The organism is Cyclobacterium lianum, assembly GCF_900143075.1.
Taxonomy (GTDB): Bacteria; Bacteroidota; Bacteroidia; order Cytophagales; family Cyclobacteriaceae; genus Cyclobacterium; species Cyclobacterium lianum.
In genome coordinates this window covers 312907-331459 of record NZ_FRCY01000001.1, presented here as the reverse complement: position 1 = coordinate 331459, position 18553 = coordinate 312907, and the positions used below count along the sequence as shown (strand labels likewise).

Below are 18553 nucleotides of genomic sequence, written 5' to 3'. Positions count from 1 at the left end.
GTGAAAATTTAAGCTTTGTCTTCTTCAGAATCTGCAGACTCATCCGCTTTGCTTTCTTCAGCAGAGGGACTTTCTTCGCTGGCTGATTCGGCAGTAGCGGCTTCTTCAGCCGGAGCTTCCTCCTGAGGTGCTTCTGCAGCTTTAGCTTCTGCCTCAGCAGCGGCTACCGCAGCGGCAGCTTCTTCGTCCCGCTTTTTGATGGCATCAAGACGGGCCTGATTTTTAGCAGCTTCTGCCTCCAATGCGGTCTTTCTCGCACTATCTTTTGCAGACTGGATCTTATCTACCTTACTTGCGATCGCCTTCTCCTTGTTTTCCAGCCAGGCCTGAAATTTCTCATCAGCCTGTTCCTGGCTGATCGCACCTTTTACCACACCGATTTGCAGGTGCTTTTTCAGCATTACCCCACGGTAGGAAAGCATGGCTTTTACCGTATCTGTGGGTTGTGCTCCATTCATCAACCATTTTAACGCGCGGTCATTGTTGATGTTAATGGATGCAGGGTCAGTATTGGGGTTATAAGACCCAATCTTTTCGATAAAGCGTCCATCTCGTGGAGCCCTTGCATCAGCTACTACTACATCATAGATGGCCATTTTTCTCCGGCCTCTACGTGCTAATCTGATTTTTACTGCCATATTATATTGACTTTTAGTGAATTGATGGAACCCGTCCATCTTTAATTTTTGGACTGCAAAGATAAGGCATTAATATCAGAAAGTACAATAAGGCTATATTTTATTTGTGAAATAGTAAAATAATGGTTTAAATTGCGGTGTTTTTCGGGGGAGAAGCCCCTGTTTTTGGCTTAAATAAAACCTTAGGGACTGTTTTTCAATAGGTTACCGCTTCAAAAAAGCATGGCCTCGTAGTTCAATGGATAGAATAGAAGTTTCCTAAACTTTAGATACAGGTTCGATTCCTGTCGAGGCTACAAAAAACCCCATTTACATGCTGTATTTGGGGTTTTTGTATTTTGGGGGACAGTTTGGGGTTTCAGATTTTCCCCACCCACCTTAACAAATTATTGTATTCCCTGGACCAGGTACGTTGGATGCGCAGGGGACCGTTGAGTTCGCGCTGAAAAAAATCAGCATGCTTTTTATTCAAATAGTCAATCCGCTCCCGCTTTTTCCGGCCGGTTCCCGTCTTTTTCCGCTTGCTATCCGGCGTCATCCGGTAATAAAAACCGACAAACGGAAGCTGAACTACCTTCCCACCATTTTTGAGCATTTTGATCCAGAACTCCCAATCCTCCCTGCCCATGTGCATGTCTTCCGAAAAGCCTCCGACGGCCTCTGCATCTGTTTTCCGGAACAGCGCAGCCACAAAAATCATATTGTCCCTGGCCAGGGCAGCCAGGCTGAAGGGTTTCAATTTCCAGGGTTTTTGCCCTGCTTCAGAAAATTTTACCGCCTTGCAGTAGACTACTTTTACCTCAGACTGCTCCCTTAGCAGCCCCACCGCAGCCGCGATGTAGTCCGCAGAAATCTTATCGTCGCCATCCAAAGGCAGGATGATTTCTCCCTTGGCTGCTCTAATTCCCATATTTCTGGCTTTGGCCACTCCACCATTAGCCTGGTCAATGACAGTAAGTTCTTCATGTTTTCTCTGAAGGCTCAATGCTACTTCCAGCGAATTGTCAATGGAGCCGTCGTTGACAAGCAGTACTTCTAAAGGACGGTAGCTGGAGGCCAATACCGATTGCACCGTTTCCTCAAGGTATTTCCCCTGATTGTAGCAGGGGATGACTACGGAAACGAGCACACTTTTCATCCCTCAAAAAATCGGTTGAACAAAGGATTGGATCTTTTCAATGCCAGCGTATTGGGGCCGAATTTTCGGGTGCCATAACCGCTCTCCTGCAACAGGGCAAGACAGGAAGCATAATCCGCCTCGTTTAAACCCACGTTTTCAAAAACAAGTGCCTCCGGTTGACTTTTGGGTATATCAAATATGCGGATCACCTCCAGGTCATAGCCCTCCGCATCGATTTGCAGCAGGTCTATGTGATCGAGCCCATAACGCTGTATCAGGGTATCTGGAGCAATTACCTCCACCTCTTCCTGACTGATCCATTGGTCTTTGTCTTCTGGAATTTCAATCCCGAATTTCTGACAATTAATCTCCACTATGCCGTCTTCAAACGCCTGCTCGATTTTTTCCCTGGAAAAAGAGCTTAATCCGGTGGCCCACCGCATGCTGGAAAACGCTATTTTGTAAATGGGCTGGGTGCCATCGACCTCTCCAATGGCCGCACAGACTGTTCTGATACCCTCATTCCTGGCATAGATCTTTTTCAGGTATTGGTGGTATACGTCCGGCTGGGGTTCGAGCAAGACCCCCTTCCAATTGTCCCTTTTGATAAACTTGTGGATGGGATCGTGGGTAATGCCATCATTTGCGCCAATCTGCACTACCGTAAAGTCACCTTTACGGGATTGAGAATACTGGTTTAGAAATTCGGCCAAACTACCCTTTCCCGGTTGATACAGATACTTGTAAAACGCAATGAACGCCGGATGATTCGATGCACTCAGCCGGAAACGAAGGTTCTTCCATTGGCTTTGCAGGTTACGCTTGATAGGTAAAAGTATTGATTGCATTGTTTTTTGTATTCAAGCCTGAAGTGCTATTTCCTGACGTGTCTGCGGCAACTCCATCGCGCTGCCCTTACTTCCGCAGTACAACATGCTTAAAGCAAGCTTCTGAATTGCCGCAGAAAGCGGATATCATTTTCCGTAAATAACCTGAGGTCATTGATCTGGTACTTCAGCATGGCGATACGCTCTATACCCATGCCAAAGGCAAAGCCGGTATATTTTTCGGAATCAATGCCACAATTTTCCAGTACATTGGGATCCACCATACCTGAGCCACCGATTTCTACCCAGCCTGTGTTCTTGCAGATATTACAGCCTTTACCTCCACAAAGCTGGCAGGAAATGTCTATTTCGGCACTGGGCTCTGTGAAAGGGAAAAAGGATGGCCTGAACCTCACCTGGGTATGCTTGCCGAACATTTCCCGGGCAAAATGATAAAGGGTCTGTTTCAGGTTGGCAAAACTGACATTTTCATCAACATACAATCCCTCCACCTGATGAAAAATGCAGTGGGCCCGAGCTGAAATGGCTTCATTCCTGAATACCCGGCCTGGAGAAAGCGTGCGAATCGGAGGCTTCTCACTTTCCATCACCCTTACCTGCACCGAGGAAGTGTGTGTCCTCAGAGCAATGTCCGGATTTTTCTCAATGAAAAAAGTGTCCTGCATCTCTCTGGCAGGGTGGTTTTCTGGAAAATTCAGGGCAGTAAAGTTGTGCCAGTCATCTTCAATCTCCGGTCCTTCGGAAAGATTAAATCCGATTCTCTCAAATATTTCGACTATTCGCTGCCGGGTAGCAGTAAGCGGATGAATACCACCCACAGGCCAGGTGGTAGGAGGAAGCGTCAGATCTAGGTCCTGATGGCTCTTCTTTTGCCCTGCGTTTTCTACCTGCTGGATCAGTTCCTGAAATTTTTCCTCGGCCAGTTGCTTAACTTCATTGACCTGCTGTCCGTAGGCCTTTTTATTTTCGTTGGGAATATGCCTCATTTCGGCAAACAAGGCGCCCACCACACTCTTTTTACTGATAAACCGCATCCGGTAAGCCTCCAATTCTTCCGGACTTACTGCATCGGCAGCGGCAATTTCCGCCTTGATCTGATCTATTTTTTCGCTTTGCATCCGCAATCTGGTCTATTTAAGACCACAAATCTAAAATAAAATTTTGAGGCGACCTACCTTTTAAATCAGGTAAAGTCATTCTTCGCGATCAAAACGGGCTTCCTCCTCTTCCTTTCTGGGGATCTTGGGCTGCATCAAGCCAGAACTGCCCATCAGCCCTGAAAAGGTCGCTTTCCACATATAATTGAAAACGAATTTATGGGGCATGCGCTCCACATAAATGGGTGAGGACACCAGCCTCTTGAATATGGGCCTGGGATTGTTTTTACGCATGGCCAGCGCATTGATCACAAATGTAAGAATGCCTTTACGGCCACCAGCCTCCCGAAGGGTACGCTCTTCCAGAAGGCGTACTTTGAGGTCATTGTACCTGAGTGTCATCTCACCGATGGCATTGTCCTGGTCGGCCACAAAATGCCAGTTGCCCCCCTGCACCATGCCTCTTTCTACGGTCACAAAGGCGTTGGATTCCAAAATAGAATTGATTACCGGGAGCTCAAAAGCATTGACACTGGACCGGACCTGTATGGGATAGGGAGCCTCGAACGCCATAGCCACATCAACATCGAGCCGGGCGGCATGATTGATCTCAAAGGAGGCATTGATATGAGCCTCATCTCGTTCCTTGCCAAATGCCCCTAACCTGAAGGGATACATCCGCGCATTCATCTTGTTGAAGTTTATTTCTCCCGGGACCATCCCCTTCTCAGGAAACTCCCTATACCTGAGTCTGCCGTCCGAAACGATAAGCGTGTCCAGCTCCAGAACCATTTTGGCTGCTTCCATCAACTGCTGCGGCATGGGTTTTATTACCGTAGTGTCTTCTGCTACCCTTTTGTCCCTGAATACTTCTGCATGGGGGGAAAACAGGGTCATGGAGCGGGCTACCAGCTTTTCTTCTGCTACAAACTTTCCGGCGTCCAGACCATCGATGACCAGCCGGGGAATATACAGCTCTGCTACGTCTGTCTGTTTGCCCACCTTACGGGCGTAAGCATATCTCCCCAGACGGGGAAAAAACCGCACATCATGCATGACCAGGCTGTCCTCTGACACCAGTACCCTTCCGATGTTCACCTGATTGAGGCTGTCCGGTAATTTTCTCGTATAGTCAGATAATTCAAAGCGAAAGTCTTCGTTAACGAAGAAATCTGTGGTAATTGTCTGGTTTTGAGTAAAATCAAAATTCAGGTCACTTAAGATCAGGCTGAGATTATTCAGGCCAGTCACTTTGCTGGTATCTGCCTTGTCCATCCAGGAAAGTGTTCCTCCATGAAGTTTGAAATTTCTTACCAAAAGACGCTGCAGTACCTGCGGCCCGGACTCCTCTTTTTCCTTGCCAGGCTTCAGCAGGCTTGCCTTCCCGGCCTCGTCCAGGTAGAGTCTGACTTCCGGGTCGGTGAGCTCCAGCAAAGAAACATCCAGGGATCCTGTTTTCTGAAAGCTTTGCAGGGAACGGGTGTTGATGGCCACTCTGGGTACACTTGCCTTCAATATGGGCACACCCTTAATACCGTTAATCGTATTAGGTACCACATTCAGGTTCTCGACGAGAATTTGTTCGTCCCGGGAATCCAGTTCTATTTTAGAAAAATTAAGGGTATGAATACTATCCCGAAGTGCCAGTGAAAAATCATCAACTCCCAGGCTCATGTTTGAAAAAAAACTGGCAATATCGCCTTCAGACAATCGGGCAGAATCCAACATGAAATCAGCGATTGCCAGGTTAATTCCAGTCTTAATCAAATCCAGATCCTTGCCCTCCTGAAAATAGGCTACATTGAAGGAAGCATTGGAAGTAAGAATGGAGTCGATCTGAATGACATCAATCGTCTTGGGTAAATTACGGGATTTGGTAGTCTGCTCTTCTGCATTTTCTTCCTCGCCAAAATCCTGGTTGATAGACAGCTTCACATCAGCATCTGACAACCTCAGCAGGGACAAAGAGAGGGTATTGTCAAACAGAAAGGCCTCCAGATCCACACCGCTGAAGCTGAGTTCCGGCACGACGGCAGCTATGCTAACCTTCGAATCAAGGTAACTGTTGGGCATCAGGCGAACATTAAAGGTATTGATCTCCTCTCTGGCAGAATTGAATGCTATCCGCTCTGCCACAATGCTGTACCTTCCGTTGGCAATGTTAAACAGATAATTATTCAGGTTAACATCCACTTCCTCTGCAAAAAGCGTTCGGTTTTCTGCCGGATCGATGTCTTCATCGAGATAAAAGTTACGGATTTTGATGGCAATGTCATTTTCCGCGAATGTACGGAAGGTTTCATTCGCAAAATTTTCGTAGACAAAAGTTCCCTCTTCTATGCTGAGCGAATCGATGCCGACTTCCTTAAAATAGTTTGAGATCAGATTCAAAATATCACCGCGCTCCAGTTGTTCCTGTTCCGATTGATCGCCGGGAATGTATTTGGACCACCGGATAATGGGACTGGGGATGTCGATATGGTTGATAAACAACCTTTCTTCAAAATACGCTCTGTTGATATCTACACCGGTAGCCAGAAATTCAGGTATTTCTATGTCCAGCACCGTGGTCTTGTCATATCTTTCTAAAATCGGCAAAACACCGTCCGGAGAATGGGGCTTGAGGCGAAAGCCATTGATCATGAGCCGTTCATCATGGGTATCAATCAGTATCTTGTCTGCTGCAAACAAGTGCAGGTTGTCGGATAACTTCAACGCATAGTCATTGATCTCCAGACGCAGGTTATCTGCAAGAAATATCCGGGAGGAGGAATCTGCCTGCTGTTTTTCATCCAGCTGAAAATTTTCCAGTACAAAATCGATTCTGCCAAAGGAAAGGCTGTCTTGCCGCAGCCGGAGATGATTATCCAAAACCAGGCTACCTTCCTCCATTTCCAGTTTCTGGATATAAATGGCTTTCAGAAAACCCTGAGTAAGCTGTGGCAGGGCGGTAGTAGCCAGGCTTGTCTTCGCCCGGGAGGAATTCCCCAGTATGTCTTTGATCACCACATCAGGTGACCTGATCATCAATTCTCCGATATCTATGATTTTTTCATTATAAATTTTCCTGAGGTTTGCATTGGCAAATTCCAATTGGGGCACCGTGATTTCGAAAAGGGATACATCGGACAAACTGTCCTCCTCCACCAGCGGCTTTAATTCAATTTCATTGATGGTCACCCGGTCTTCAAAAGAAGAAAGATAGATATCACTGCCCGAAATCCAGTGGATTTCGTCTGCCAGGGCAATTCTCGCCCTGCTGATCTCCAGCGAAGCATCCCTGGCATAGAAAAAACTATTTTCCCTTAAAGCCTCATCCTGTCCGATATATACATCTTCCATCGCAAAATGAATATCCTCCGCTTCAATTCTATTTTTATTGGGTGAATTAACGCCTCTCTGAAGGAATTGCCCCTGGTTAATCGTCAGGTTTTGGATGGAAATGGACGCCAATACCTCCCGGATCAGTTCATACAAGTCGGTCGTTCTTCTTTCGCTCTCCAGGGTGGCGCGGTCGGTGTACAGCACAAAATCAGGTGCTTCCAGATTCAGATCACCAATGTCTACTTCTGCGGTCTGAAACATTTCCATGATATCGGCATCCGCCAACTCCAGATGATCCAGGGAAATTTCATAGTACACATCGGCTGTCTGTTTCAGATCGGGTACTACCTGAAGCATTTCGGCGTTTATGCGCTTTTCTATAGAAGAAATACCGACTTTTTGCGCCGCCACCCTATGGATACTGTCTGCCAGTATAATTTCAAAATCGTCAAAATCCAGTTCAAACCCCTGAATGCCAAATGGTGTCTGCTCCTGTTCTTCGCTGCTCAGATGAATGTGCTGTACGTATAAATTGGTATTGGAAGCGGAAATGGACTTCTGGCTGATAAAGTTCTCAATCAACAAATTGGCCTGGTCTACATAAAAGTCCCGGATATGAATTTCCTGAACTTTTTCTCCCAGGGACTTTTGGATTTCTGCTTCCAATAGCTGGAGTGGGCTGGCATCTTCGTTTCCAGGCAGCTCAGAATGTTGCCGTGCCTGCACTACAGGAGATGTGAGCCGCAGTACCCCGATGTCTATGCTGCCGCTGCTCCTTGAATACCCGATATCCAATATCTCGAGCTGGTCCAGCGATATCCGGTAATAAGGGATCTTCTGGCGGTCAAATATCTCCGGATCTGCAGGAAAGAGGCTAAAGCCTTCTACAAAAACTCCAAGCTGAAACAGGGAAAGGTAAATCCGGTCAAACTCTACCCCGTATTTTCCGTCCGAAATCCTCTCCACCTGCTGCTTTACGTATTCCCTAAATAGCCAGTCACTTAAAAAATATAAACCTACCTGCAGGATCAGCAGCAAAACAACAACGATTCCCGTTATTTTCAGCCAACGCTTTCGTTTGTTTCTGCGCTGTTTGGTATGTAGGGTTTCTTCACTCATTTGCCAACTCAAGAATACAAAATATAGTGGATATTATTCAATATTGAGCGACAAAAGAAAAATTGAGGCTTGCAGCAAGGCGAGAAAAAAAGCCGGAAACTATCCTGGGATAATTTCCGGCAGCAAATCTGTGCTGTAGGAGAAGGATTCGAACCTCCACGGAGCCGTTAGGCAACACATTGAGCTCGATGTGCGCTTTATCCGGTACACCAGATATATCTGGATCCTCCACCCCCGAGACAGGAGGGCTTGTCTGCCAATTTCAACATCCTACATGAACGAAAGGAAGTGTATTCAGCTCGGTTGCCTATAGCAAATTGCCAAATAAAATTCCGATGCAACAAATGTAATAAAAACCTTCTTTTGAGGAAATTATTTCATTAAAAAATGAGTTATTTTTCTGTTTTTTAAATTAAAAACGATTTTTATTACAGTTAATATAATTTTGGGTTTATTTTTAAACACCCAATTAACAATTTAATAACCACCTAACTGTCATACTGGACGTAATTTTTCCATTTTTCGATGACTGCTGCCATGTCTGCAGGGATCTCGCTATCAAAAAACAGTGATTTGCCGCTGACAGGATGAATAAAACCAAGCGATTTGGCATGCAGGGCCTGCCTTGGAAGGAGTTCAAAACAGTTGTGAACAAAGGTTTTGTATTTAGAGAATTGTGTTCCCTTCCTGATTTTATCCCCTCCGTATACTGCGTCGTTGAACAAAGGATGCCCCAGATGTTTCAGGTGGACACGGATTTGGTGCGTTCTACCCGTTTCCAGCGTACAGCGGATCAGGCTCACGTACCTCAATCTTTCGATCAATTCCCAATGGGTGACGGCCGCCTTTCCTGCATCCCCCTCCGGGAAAACCTGCATGACCTTCCTATCCTTCAGTCCCCGACCTATAGGCATGTCAATCGTACCCGATGCTTCTTTCATCTCCCCCCACACCAGAGCCACATAACTTCTTTGTATGCTGTGGTCAAAAAACTGTTTTGCCAGATGGGTCATCGTTTTTTCCGATTTGGCGACTACCAGGAGGCCCGAAGTGTCTTTGTCTATGCGGTGGACCAGTCCGGGACGACCGGAATTTCCCGGAAGTTCGGGTAGATGCTTGAAATAATAGGCCAGGCCGTTTACCAATGTACCGGTCCAGTTACCGTGTGCCGGATGCACCACCATTCCTGCCGGTTTGCAGACCACCAGCAAATGCTCGTCTTCATAGCGAATATCCAACGGAATAGGCTCAGGAATCACATCCGGATCCTTTCTGCTTCTCTCCATCACAAAGCTGATGACATCACCTGCTTTGGTTTTGTAATTCGCCTTCACAGGTAATCCATTTACCTTTACCTCTCCGTCAGTAATGCGCTGTTGTACCTTATTCCGGGAAGCATTGGCCACCTTATCCGTGATAAATTTGTCTATTCTCAGCGGACCTTGTCCGGGATCGACCCGCAGCTCTATGCGCTCAAAATACGAGTCCTCTTCCGGCAGTTCCTCTTCTATCGATGCAGTCATGGTGCAAAATTAGGATTTGATCAAAAACAATCGGTATTTTATCTGTAATTACTGTCAAAATTTACTGTGGAAAAGCAAACTTTACCGGCTTACCAAAATATCCGCCTTCCGCTGCTGGCGGAAAAAAATGTCCATCTGCAGATCAAAAGACTCGATGTACTGCACCCTGAGATCCAGGGCAATAAATATTACAAGCTGCTATATAACATCCGCGCTGCAAAAGAAAAAGGATGCACCGGCATCCTGACCTTTGGTGGTGCTTTTTCCAACCATGTCCATGCGACAGCCATTTCGGCGGCGCAAAATGAACTGGCGGCTATAGCTATGATCCGGGGGGAAATTCCACAACCCCTCAATCCCACACTGGCCGATGCCGCAGGTCATGGCATGCAGCTTTATCCCATGAGCAGAGCTGCCTACCGTGAAAAGGAGGATCCGAAAGTGCTGGAACAACTCCAAAACAGGTTTGGCAACGTGTACGTAATTCCGGAAGGAGGGACCAATGCTCTGGCAATTAAGGGTACTTCCCAGATCCTGAATACTCTGGATACCGAAAAAGATATTCTGGCACTGCCGGTTGGTACCGGGGGGACCTTTGCCGGATTGCTGGCCAGCGCGCATAGCAGGCAGCTATTGCTGGGCTTTTCCGTGCTGAAAGGGGAATTTATTCATGCTGAAATCAACCGGTTACTCGAAACAAATCAGATCAGGCCACGATGCTCCTGGCAGATTCAGACGAGCTACCACTTTGGAGGGTATGCCAAATTCACACCCGAACTGATCGCATTCATCAAAGAGATGAAAAACGATTACGCACTCCCCCTTGATCCGGTTTATACCGGTAAAATGCTTTTTGGTTTGCTGGATATGGTCAGCAGGGACCGTTTTAAGCGGGGAACCCGCATCCTGGCCATCCATACCGGGGGGCTGCAGGGCATTCGGGGGTTCAATCAGCGATTTGGTACCGGCATTTGATTTCGTTCGCTGCATCGTATATGCCGCACCCAGCTATGATGCAGGTGGCTGGGAGACCTGGTGTTCAGGTCAGTCTGAAACACTTCACGAATGCGGGGACAGGATGGATTCACATCAGGTATCACACAGCCCGGAATACAGTTGTCATACAGGCTACAATTAAACCGCACCCGATACCACTACCTGATGGAGAATATCTTCATAGTCCAGACGGTCCCAGTTTTGGGTGATCAGCGGATCACTCATCACCCGATCCATCACCTTCTCCTGAAGCTTACCAATCGCATAGGCCTCGGAATATTTCATTTCCGAAAAGGTAACCATACTATACAGCGGAACCCATTCCTGCGGGTACAATTCGTGCAGGCGGGCTTCAATTTTCTTTCTGATCAGGAACTTCGGATCTGCGACGTTATCGCTCATCTCAACAAAATTGTCCATGGCAAGTTGGCAGATGGCATCTGTGTCCGGCTTTCTCCCTTTCTGAAACTTTTCAAAAACAAGGTCCCAGGAAGAGGTCCCGTATTTGGCGATCAGACCATCCAGAATAGAACAATCTTCAAACCCGCAATTCATCCCTTGTCCATAAAAGGGAACCATGGCATGCGCTGCATCTCCGATCAGGAGGGTATTGTTTTCTGTCCACGGATAACATTCCGTATTGATCAGGGCTGCTGTGGGGTTACGCGTGAAATCTTCCAGCAGGTTGGGCATCAGATTGTACGCATCGTTAAAGTGCGTTTTAAACACCTGCTCTATATCCCTTTCATCGTGAATGTTCGCAAAGCTCACCTTGTAACCCTCAAAAGGCAGGAAGAGGGTGCAAGTAAATGATTTGTCCAGGTTGGGGAGTGCTATCAGCATGAATTTTCCCCTTGGCCAGATGTGTAATGCATTGGGATCCATCGCAAACTCACCCTCCGGACTGGGTGGTATACTCAGTTCCTTATAGCCATGCGAAATGTACTGCTGGTTGAAATTAAACCTGAGCTGGCTCTGGAAAGCATTTCGGAGAGCTGAATAGGCTCCATCAGAACCAATAAGAACTTCCGAATGGATGCTTTTTTCACTGCCATCTTCCAAACTGAATGACACTTCCCTTGCAGCCACATTGACATGCTCTACTTTGTGACCGAAATGGACGGAAGCACCCTGCGCCTCGGCCTCGTCTAGCAGTATCTTATTGAAAGCATTTCTACTAATGGAATAGATCGCCTGATCTTCTTTGCCGTAGGGCTGGAAGAAAGTATCTCCATGCTCGTCATGAATCCTTCTCCCATACATGGCCTGGGTATACGGAATTACTTTATCCTTTATACCTGCCCTTTCCAGCGCCTTCCATCCCCTGTAGCTCAAAGCCATATTGATGGAGCGGCCCTCGCCGGACACATTCAGGTGACGCCAATCCTGTCTCTTCTCGAAAATGGAAACCTCCAGCCCCCTCTTTCTCAAATAAATAGCCAGCAGCGATCCGATTAATCCTGCTCCCAGTAAGTTTATTCTTTCCTTTTTCATTGGTTCAATAAATTGTAGGGGAGACCAGTCAGCGCGAGTCTCCCTGAGATAACTGCATCAGTTTGCCGAATGCATAAATATCCTCAAAACTGTTGTACAAAGGTACGGGTGCCAGCCGGATCACGTTTGGATTTCTCCAGTCTGCCACCAGGCCCTGTGCCGTCCATAACTCAAATTTCTCCCTGCCTCCCTGATGCAGAAACAGCGACAATTGACAGCCTCTTTCACTTGGTTTTGAAGGAGTTATCAATGTAAACTCTTCCGGGTTACCAATTGTTTTACGAATTACAAACTCTAAATAAGCGGTCAATAGTTCGGACTTTGCCCTTATTTTTTCCATTCCTGCGGCTGCAAAAATATCCAGGGATGCCTGATGGGCTGCAAGGCCCAAAACCGGATCATTGCTCAGCAGCCACCCGTCTGCTCCCGGCATGGCATCAAAGCCTTTTTCCATCAGAAACCGCCTTTTTTCATTATGGCCCCACCAACCCGCAAAGCGGGGAATATCTTTATTGCTGCCGTGCTTTTGGTGAACAAAAATCCCGGATACATTCCCGGGGCCTGAATTCAGGTATTTGTAACTACACCAGCTCGCAAAGTCCACCCCCCAGTCGTGCAGGGAGAGCGGCACATTGCCAATGGCATGGGCCAGGTCGAAACCAACTTTAATCCCATACCGGGAGGCTGCTCCGCTGATGGCCTGCAAATCAAAAAACTGACCGGTATAGTATTGTACTCCTGACATCATCACCAGAGCCAATTCATCTTGATGCTTGTGGATTTGCTCAATGATCTCACTGGTTCTGAGGAGCTGCTCTCCCGGCCGGGGTACCAATTCTATGATGGCCTCTTCAGGACTATAGCCATGGAACTGTACCTGCGAAGCCAGGATATACTGGTCGGAGGGAAAAGCACCCGCTTCGGTAAGGATTTTGAATTTTTTTCCTTTTGGCCGGTAAAAGGAAACCATCAGAAGATGCAGATTGACGCTCAGGCTGTTCATGGCCACGACCTCGTCTGGATGTGCCCCCAGCAAGTCTGCCAGTATAGGTCTGGAAGGCTTGCGGGCATCCACCCAGGGAAGTGGGCCATCAAAATGCCCCTCCACACCTTTCTCAGCCCATTTCTCCAAATGTCTGCCAATATAGCTCCCGGTAGTCCTGGGTTGTAGCCCCAGGGAGTTGCCACAAAAATAAAGGACCGGATTACCATTTCGCTCCGGAATATAGAATTTCTCCCGGAATTGCCGTAGCGGATCCTGCTGATCCATGGCTCTGGCGAATTCCAGGCTAAAATCAAATGATACAGGGTTCATATACAGTAAAATTGGAATAATGGCCACCCGGTAAAGGTTGATACCTGAAGAGAATCAATTTTTTATCTGGACATGACAGTACCACATTTGTCACAAGTGGTGTGTTCCGGGTTGGCCCAGAAACGGTCCATAATAGGCGGTAGCTGATGGACAATATCGGTGATGGCGGCATATTCATCATACAATTTATGCCCGCAATTTTCACAAAACCATAAAAACCCATCCTGCTCACCAGGTTTGCGGTACCGCTCTATGACCAGACCTACGGTATTGGCGGGTCTTCGTGGACTGTGAGGAACCCTGGCAGGCAGTAAAAATACCTCTCCCTCTTTGATCGTAATGTCTTTCATTTGCCCATCATCTACCACTTTCAGGGTAATGTCTCCCTCTACCTGGTAAAAAAATTCCTCACCTTCATTGTAATGGTAATCCTTTCTGGAGTTGGGACCTCCGACTACCATCACGATGAAATCGTCGTTTTGCAGGTACATCTGCTTGTTGCCTACCGGCGGTTTGAGCAAGTGCCGGTTATCTTCAATCCATTTTGTAAAATTTATTGGCGGGAATATGGCCATGACTTTATGGTTTCTTTTTGATAAACTCGATTAAATATCAAAAATACACTTTCTACATCCAAAAGTAAAATTAATTAAAAATCCTCCAAAACAGGGTAAACTGAATCTGCAAAAAAAAGCCCTGTCTCACAATTCAGAGCTATACATCAGACAGATTAAAATAAAAAAAAGTTAACCTTCTTATACTGAAAAATTTTATTTTAGTTTTACTGCCATCCTACAGACTTTGAAAAACCTGGCCGCAAGAGCAAACGTTGAAACAATACCATGTCTTCCCACCATTTTGTAAAAGAACAACAAGAACCTGCCTTACTCATTCTGGATACCGAACAATTGAGCTTCTCCCGGCTTGAGAGCCTTTTGGAGTGGGTGCCTACGGTGATTGTAAGCCAGGACGCCGTTTTCAAAACCATTAGCTGGGGAATCAAGATAGACCTCATTATTGCCGATCAGGCATTTCAGGAGATTCATCCGGACTTACCTGACGCTCAGTATCCGGTGCAGTTCATCGATTTGGATGGTGAAAGTTACCTGGATGCAGCTATGAACTACCTCATCGCGACCGGACACCATGCAGCCAGCATTGTGCAATGGGATCACCAGAAAGCAGGGGAATTAGAGCCCTATTTGAAACATCTGGACCTCACATTTCTGGATGGAATCCTGCGGTACTTCCCCGCAAAAAATGGAAATGTCCAAAAATGGTTTGCAGAAGGGTCCATTCAGCTTCATGGGAGAGAGGGGCAATTTGTAGAAGTTCGGTCGGAAGGACTGCGGGATATTGCCCAAATCAGGCATGCTACGTTTATAGAAGTGAACGCTGGGCTCGTTCGTTTGAAAAGTAGCCAGCTCTTTTGGGTAGGATGCTTTCTTGAGGCATAAACCAAATCACAGGTACACCGAGACCCTCGCATGCCAGATCGTTGTACATACATCAACCGGGATTCACCGCCCAGGCAAACCGGTCTTTTCCGTTGAGGTCTTTTTCAATGTGTACCTGCGGGTACCCACATGATGACAACAGGGCTCGCACTGCTGCACCGAGTGCTTCATTGATCTCGAAATAAATATATCCGCCGGATTTGAGGTGATGCCTGCCTTTGATGGCAATGGCGCGATAGAAAACCAAGGGATCATCATCGGCTACAAACAAGGCCAGGTGGGGCTCATGGTCCAATACATTGACATGCATGGTTGCCTTGTCCATTGTCCTTACATAAGGTGGGTTGCTGATAATAAGGTCCAGATCCTGCTCCGGCAAAGGCTCCGTCAATACGTCTGCTAAAAAGTAACTCACGCGGGCTTTCAGTTTCAAAGCATTTGCTCTGGCCACTTCCAGAGCCGTCCTACTGACATCCATGCCAAAAACCTCCGATTCGGACAGTTCCAGAGACAAGGTAACGGCGATGCACCCGGAACCCGTTCCGATATCCAGTATGCGACTTCGACCCCTATGCCGTTTGATGACCATGTTCACCAATTCTTCAGTTTCATTTCTTGGAATCAGTACGTCGGAATTCACCATAAAATCCCGTCCGAAAAAAGCGGCCTCTCCGAAAATATATTGTATGGGCATACCTTTCAGCAGCGCGTTCAGCGCCTCGGGGAGGTCAGGCGGAATGAGAGCGACAGGTTTCTGAAGCAACAAATCCCGCCGTTTCAATCCCAGATACCTGTTGAGCAGCATCAGGGTCAGGCTTTCGGCTTCTTCCCTCGAATAGATTTGCTGCAAAGATTCTTTGTATGTCTGGTATATGTTCCTGGCTGATCGTTCGGGCATGGCTTTGCAAAAATAGTAACTTATCGCTTTGGGGTATTGATAAAATAATAAAACCAGATGGCGCCTAACAGGTAACAGAGCAGATCCCACAAGTCCCTGGTGTAGGTTGCCGACCAAATGGGGAGCAGACCTTCGAAAAGAATACCAAAGTAAACCAGACCTACCCCGACCTGAATTGAGGTAAATAAAAAATTTTCTCTGCGGGGATGAATCCATCGATAAACCTGCAAGGTAATTCCCAACACTACAGGCATGGCCAGCAGGTCATCCAGATAACTGAACAAGAAGGGGATAAAAACCTGCTTCACTTTTTCCAGGTACTGGTTGGTCCAGAAAAGCAGGACCGGTATAAAGAAACAGGGATTTTTGAGGACGGACATTATCCAGGTAAGGCTGCGATCAGCCAGGCAATAAAGGTAATGATGGAGATGTAGATGGTGTAAAAGAAGTTTCCGGTTTTCTTCATCGCCCTGACAAAATCACTATCCGTCTCTTTGATATAGAAAATCCACTGCTCTTCTCTTTCCTTTTTTTGGGCTGCTGCCTTTTCCTGAAAGTCGAGGTCAGCACCCCCTAGTGTTTTGCCGCAGTGCTGGCAGGTATCGGTTAAATTCTGGTTCCATTCGGACCATTCCCCGCAATGGGGGCATTTTTTTTCTCCCATAGCCACAAAAGTACCAAAATCCTGCCAATTTCCGGCATTTTCTCGCTAGGCGAATACAGGCTTAACCTATCCGGCACTTATAATTTAGCTATATTTGTGCCTTAATGTCAAAAAGAAAACATGAAGCTTTTCCCGAACACGGTAAACGGGGTCGTCAAATCCCTTACAGATATTTTTGACAACAACCAATATGCCGATAAAGTGATCGAGCGGGTATTGAAATCCAATCCAAAGTGGGGAGCCCGGGACAGGGCATTCATTGCTGAGAGCGTATACGAAATTGTTCGCTGGAAACGCCTCATTCAATACCTGAGTCCGGCTGAAGATTATTACCATTGGTTTGGCACCTACTGGACACTGCAGGGACGCAGCCTTCCCGAGTGGAAAGAATTCAGGAAAATTGACCACGAGAAAATCCTCAAAAAGCAGGAAACAATAACCCAGCGGACCCTCCGGCAGTCCATACCAGATTGGCTGGATCAAATGGGCCAGGAGCAGTTGGGGGACAGATGGGAACCGGAGCTGGAGAGTCTCAACAAAGAGGCGGAGGTGGTACTCCGGGTCAATACGCTTAAAACCAGCAAATCCAAATTAAGAGAGGACCTGGAAGCATTGGATATCTCTGCTTACACCGTCAAGGGATATCCTGACGCGCTGGTACTGGAAAGGCGCCGAAATGTGTTCCGTACCAACCTTTTTAAGGACGGACTTTTTGAAGTGCAGGATGCCTCTTCACAGCAGGTGGCTGAGGCCCTTGACGTAGCCCCGGGCTTGCGGGTGATCGATGCCTGTGCAGGTGCCGGAGGGAAATCCCTGCACCTGGCCGCACTGATGGAAAATAAAGGACGGATAGTCGCGATGGACCTGGAGGCCTGGAAGCTCAAAAACACCAAACTCAGGGCCCGCAGAGCCGGGGTGTCCATAATTGAGACCCGACCGATTGAAGGAAGCAAAACCATCAAAAGACTTTACCAAAGTGCCGACCGACTCTTACTGGATGTACCCTGTTCGGGCCTGGGCGTACTCAGGAGAAATCCGGATACCAAATGGAAATTAAGTCCCGAGTCCATCGGAAAGGTACAGGGCATGCAAAGTGAAATTCTCACACAGTACCCCTCCATGCTTAAACCCGGAGGTATTCTGGTCTATGCCACCTGCAGTATTCTGCCATCAGAAAACAACCTGCAGATAGAGGCATTCCTCAATAGTCCTGCAGGGCAGTCATTTGAGCTGCTCGAGGAAAAACAGGTCTTTGCTCACGAGAGCGGCTTCGACGGGTTCTACATCGCCAAAATGAGGAAAAAAGCATAAAAGCAACAGGTTCACCCATAGTGAAACACTTGAAACGACCCCGTACTACAATGAAAATCTCCGCATGGCTGGCTTTGATCCTACTTTTATCCGCCTGTGGCCCGGAAGAACGCGATACCGTCCAAATCCGGAAAATCCTCGTAATCGGTAACAGCATCACCTATCATCCTCCCGAAGCCGCCATCGGCTGGAACGGCAACTGGGGAATGGCTGCGACTGCTCCGGATAAGGACTATTTTTCCCTGCTTCAGGACAGCCTGGGAGTTCACCTGCCCGAATTGGAAATGATCCGTGAAAACGTGTTTCCTTTCGAACGGCAATTTACAACCCTCGATTTCAACCAGTACGACTACCTGAAAGCCTTTCAACCTGATTTGTTGATTATCAGGTTAGGCGAAAATGTACCACTCGAAAATATTGATGGCTGGAATTTTTCACAAAGCCTGAGGGATTTTGCCGCATACCTGGGCACCGCTCAGACCCGGGTGCTGCTGACCACCACCTTCTGGCCAAACCCATTGGTCAATGAGCAGTTGCTTCATGCGGCTACAGCGAGCAGATGGGAGGTGGTGGACCTTTCTCCACTGGGCACAGAATCCGTGTATATGGCTTTGGGTGAATACAGCAACGAAAGTGTGGCCCGCCACCCCAATAACCTGGGCATGCAGGCCATTTCCAGGCAAATCGCCCGTCAACTTCTCAGGGAGCCATAGGCGGCCCATCATCCAAAGAAAATTCCACTGATCAAA

16 protein-coding genes and 1 tRNA gene are annotated in these 18553 nt (G+C 47.3%); 5 read left to right on the top strand and 12 right to left on the bottom strand.

The genetic code is table 11. The features are described 5' to 3' along the window. Positions 1–8: 8 nt before the first annotated feature. Positions 9–638, bottom strand: a complete 630-nt coding sequence (locus BUB19_RS01340; RefSeq protein ID WP_073091451.1) for a 30S ribosomal protein S16 — start codon at positions 636–638, stop codon at positions 9–11. Positions 639–862: 224 nt separating this feature from the next. On the opposite strand from BUB19_RS01340, the gene BUB19_RS01335 reads away from it, so the two are divergent. Beyond that, positions 863–934, top strand: a tRNA-Arg gene (locus BUB19_RS01335). Between the two features lie 62 nt (positions 935–996). On the opposite strand, the gene BUB19_RS01330 is transcribed toward BUB19_RS01335, so the two are convergent. The 5 genes from BUB19_RS01330 to BUB19_RS01305 form a co-directional block, all read right to left on the bottom strand. Then, positions 997–1776, bottom strand: coding sequence for a glycosyltransferase family 2 protein (locus tag BUB19_RS01330; protein ID WP_073090550.1), 780 nt, complete (start codon positions 1774–1776; stop codon positions 997–999). Next, positions 1773–2606, bottom strand: coding sequence for an FkbM family methyltransferase (locus BUB19_RS01325; RefSeq protein ID WP_073090547.1), 834 nt, complete (start codon positions 2604–2606; stop codon positions 1773–1775). Before BUB19_RS01325 ends, BUB19_RS01330 begins: the two co-directional genes overlap by 4 nt. Before the next feature lie 89 nt (positions 2607–2695). Further along, positions 2696–3724 carry a phenylalanine--tRNA ligase subunit alpha gene (pheS, locus tag BUB19_RS01320; protein ID WP_073090544.1) on the bottom strand — a complete coding sequence of 343 codons (1029 nt, stop codon included), beginning with the start codon at positions 3722–3724 and terminating at the stop codon, positions 2696–2698. Positions 3725–3799: 75 nt separating this feature from the next. Further along, positions 3800–8146 carry an AsmA family protein gene (locus tag BUB19_RS01315; RefSeq protein WP_073090541.1) on the bottom strand — a complete coding sequence of 1449 codons (4347 nt, stop codon included), beginning with the start codon at positions 8144–8146 and terminating at the stop codon, positions 3800–3802. Between the two features lie 488 nt (positions 8147–8634). Continuing rightward, positions 8635–9669, bottom strand: a complete 1035-nt coding sequence (locus tag BUB19_RS01305) for an RluA family pseudouridine synthase (RefSeq protein ID WP_073090532.1) — start codon at positions 9667–9669, stop codon at positions 8635–8637. 66 nt (positions 9670–9735) lie between these two features. Between BUB19_RS01305 and BUB19_RS01300 the strand changes: the two genes are divergently transcribed. Then, positions 9736–10644 carry a 1-aminocyclopropane-1-carboxylate deaminase/D-cysteine desulfhydrase gene (locus BUB19_RS01300; RefSeq protein WP_073090526.1) on the top strand — a complete coding sequence of 303 codons (909 nt, stop codon included), beginning with the start codon at positions 9736–9738 and terminating at the stop codon, positions 10642–10644. Positions 10645–10803: 159 nt separating this feature from the next. On the opposite strand, the gene BUB19_RS01295 is transcribed toward BUB19_RS01300, so the two are convergent. The 3 genes from BUB19_RS01295 to BUB19_RS01285 form a co-directional block, all read right to left on the bottom strand. Continuing rightward, positions 10804–12159, bottom strand: a complete 1356-nt coding sequence (locus BUB19_RS01295) for an FAD-dependent oxidoreductase (RefSeq protein ID WP_073090519.1) — start codon at positions 12157–12159, stop codon at positions 10804–10806. A gap of 28 nt (positions 12160–12187) precedes the next feature. Continuing rightward, on the bottom strand, positions 12188–13474 hold the full coding sequence (gene kynU / locus BUB19_RS01290; protein WP_073090516.1) for a kynureninase: 1287 nt from the start codon (positions 13472–13474) through the stop codon (positions 12188–12190). Between the two features lie 62 nt (positions 13475–13536). Next, positions 13537–14049: a 3-hydroxyanthranilate 3,4-dioxygenase gene (locus BUB19_RS01285; protein ID WP_073090513.1), complete on the bottom strand. Its 513-nt coding sequence runs from the start codon at positions 14047–14049 to the stop codon at positions 13537–13539. A 267-nt stretch (positions 14050–14316) separates the two neighbouring features. Between BUB19_RS01285 and BUB19_RS01280 the strand changes: the two genes are divergently transcribed. Continuing rightward, positions 14317–14931, top strand: a complete 615-nt coding sequence (locus BUB19_RS01280; RefSeq protein WP_073090510.1) for a thiamine pyrophosphokinase — start codon at positions 14317–14319, stop codon at positions 14929–14931. Positions 14932–14983: 52 nt separating this feature from the next. Here the strand turns inward: BUB19_RS01280 and prmC are convergent, their stop codons facing one another. From prmC to BUB19_RS01265, 3 genes are read right to left on the bottom strand one after another with little or no spacing between them, the layout of a single operon-like run. Next, the gene (prmC, locus tag BUB19_RS01275) at positions 14984–15829 is read right to left on the bottom strand and encodes a peptide chain release factor N(5)-glutamine methyltransferase (RefSeq protein ID WP_073090507.1); all 846 of its coding nucleotides are present in this window, start codon (positions 15827–15829) and stop codon (positions 14984–14986) included. 20 nt (positions 15830–15849) lie between these two features. Continuing rightward, positions 15850–16209, bottom strand: a complete 360-nt coding sequence (locus tag BUB19_RS01270) for a magnesium citrate secondary transporter (RefSeq protein WP_073090504.1) — start codon at positions 16207–16209, stop codon at positions 15850–15852. After that, positions 16209–16493: a hypothetical protein gene (locus tag BUB19_RS01265; RefSeq protein WP_073090502.1), complete on the bottom strand. Its 285-nt coding sequence runs from the start codon at positions 16491–16493 to the stop codon at positions 16209–16211. The genes BUB19_RS01270 and BUB19_RS01265 overlap by 1 nt, the downstream gene beginning before the upstream one ends. 120 nt (positions 16494–16613) lie before the next feature. Here BUB19_RS01265 and BUB19_RS01260 point away from each other — a divergent pair, with 120 nt between their 5' ends. Both BUB19_RS01260 and BUB19_RS01255 read left to right on the top strand, forming a co-directional pair. Continuing rightward, a complete protein-coding gene (locus BUB19_RS01260) occupies positions 16614–17804 on the top strand; it encodes an RsmB/NOP family class I SAM-dependent RNA methyltransferase (RefSeq protein ID WP_073090499.1) in 1191 nt (396 codons plus the stop codon). A gap of 50 nt (positions 17805–17854) precedes the next feature. Then, positions 17855–18517 (top strand): SGNH/GDSL hydrolase family protein, encoded by a 663-nt coding sequence (locus BUB19_RS01255; RefSeq protein WP_073090493.1) that lies wholly within the window; start codon positions 17855–17857, stop codon positions 18515–18517. Positions 18518–18553: the final 36 nt, after the last annotated feature.

Excerpts from the sequence above, each read along its gene's own strand:
- BUB19_RS01295 (WP_073090519.1), bottom strand. The coding sequence starts at position 12,159 with ATGAAAAAGGAAAGAATAAACTTACTGGGAGCAGGATTAATCGGATCG.
- BUB19_RS01265 (WP_073090502.1), bottom strand. The coding sequence starts at position 16,493 with ATGGGAGAAAAAAAATGCCCCCATTGCGGGGAATGGTCCGAATGGAAC.
- BUB19_RS01315 (WP_073090541.1), bottom strand. The coding sequence starts at position 8,146 with ATGAGTGAAGAAACCCTACATACCAAACAGCGCAGAAACAAACGAAAG.
- BUB19_RS01330 (WP_073090550.1), bottom strand. The coding sequence starts at position 1,776 with ATGAAAAGTGTGCTCGTTTCCGTAGTCATCCCCTGCTACAATCAGGGG.
- BUB19_RS01280 (WP_073090510.1), top strand. The coding sequence starts at position 14,317 with ATGTCTTCCCACCATTTTGTAAAAGAACAACAAGAACCTGCCTTACTC.
- prmC (WP_073090507.1), bottom strand. The coding sequence starts at position 15,829 with ATGCCCGAACGATCAGCCAGGAACATATACCAGACATACAAAGAATCT.
- BUB19_RS01255 (WP_073090493.1), top strand. The coding sequence starts at position 17,855 with ATGAAAATCTCCGCATGGCTGGCTTTGATCCTACTTTTATCCGCCTGT.
- pheS (WP_073090544.1), bottom strand. The coding sequence starts at position 3,724 with ATGCAAAGCGAAAAAATAGATCAGATCAAGGCGGAAATTGCCGCTGCC.
- BUB19_RS01285 (WP_073090513.1), bottom strand. The coding sequence starts at position 14,049 with ATGGCCATATTCCCGCCAATAAATTTTACAAAATGGATTGAAGATAAC.
- BUB19_RS01260 (WP_073090499.1), top strand. The coding sequence starts at position 16,614 with ATGAAGCTTTTCCCGAACACGGTAAACGGGGTCGTCAAATCCCTTACA.
- kynU (WP_073090516.1), bottom strand. The coding sequence starts at position 13,474 with ATGAACCCTGTATCATTTGATTTTAGCCTGGAATTCGCCAGAGCCATG.
- BUB19_RS01340 (WP_073091451.1), bottom strand. The coding sequence starts at position 638 with ATGGCAGTAAAAATCAGATTAGCACGTAGAGGCCGGAGAAAAATGGCC.
- BUB19_RS01305 (WP_073090532.1), bottom strand. The coding sequence starts at position 9,669 with ATGACTGCATCGATAGAAGAGGAACTGCCGGAAGAGGACTCGTATTTT.
- BUB19_RS01270 (WP_073090504.1), bottom strand. The coding sequence starts at position 16,209 with ATGTCCGTCCTCAAAAATCCCTGTTTCTTTATACCGGTCCTGCTTTTC.
- BUB19_RS01325 (WP_073090547.1), bottom strand. The coding sequence starts at position 2,606 with ATGCAATCAATACTTTTACCTATCAAGCGTAACCTGCAAAGCCAATGG.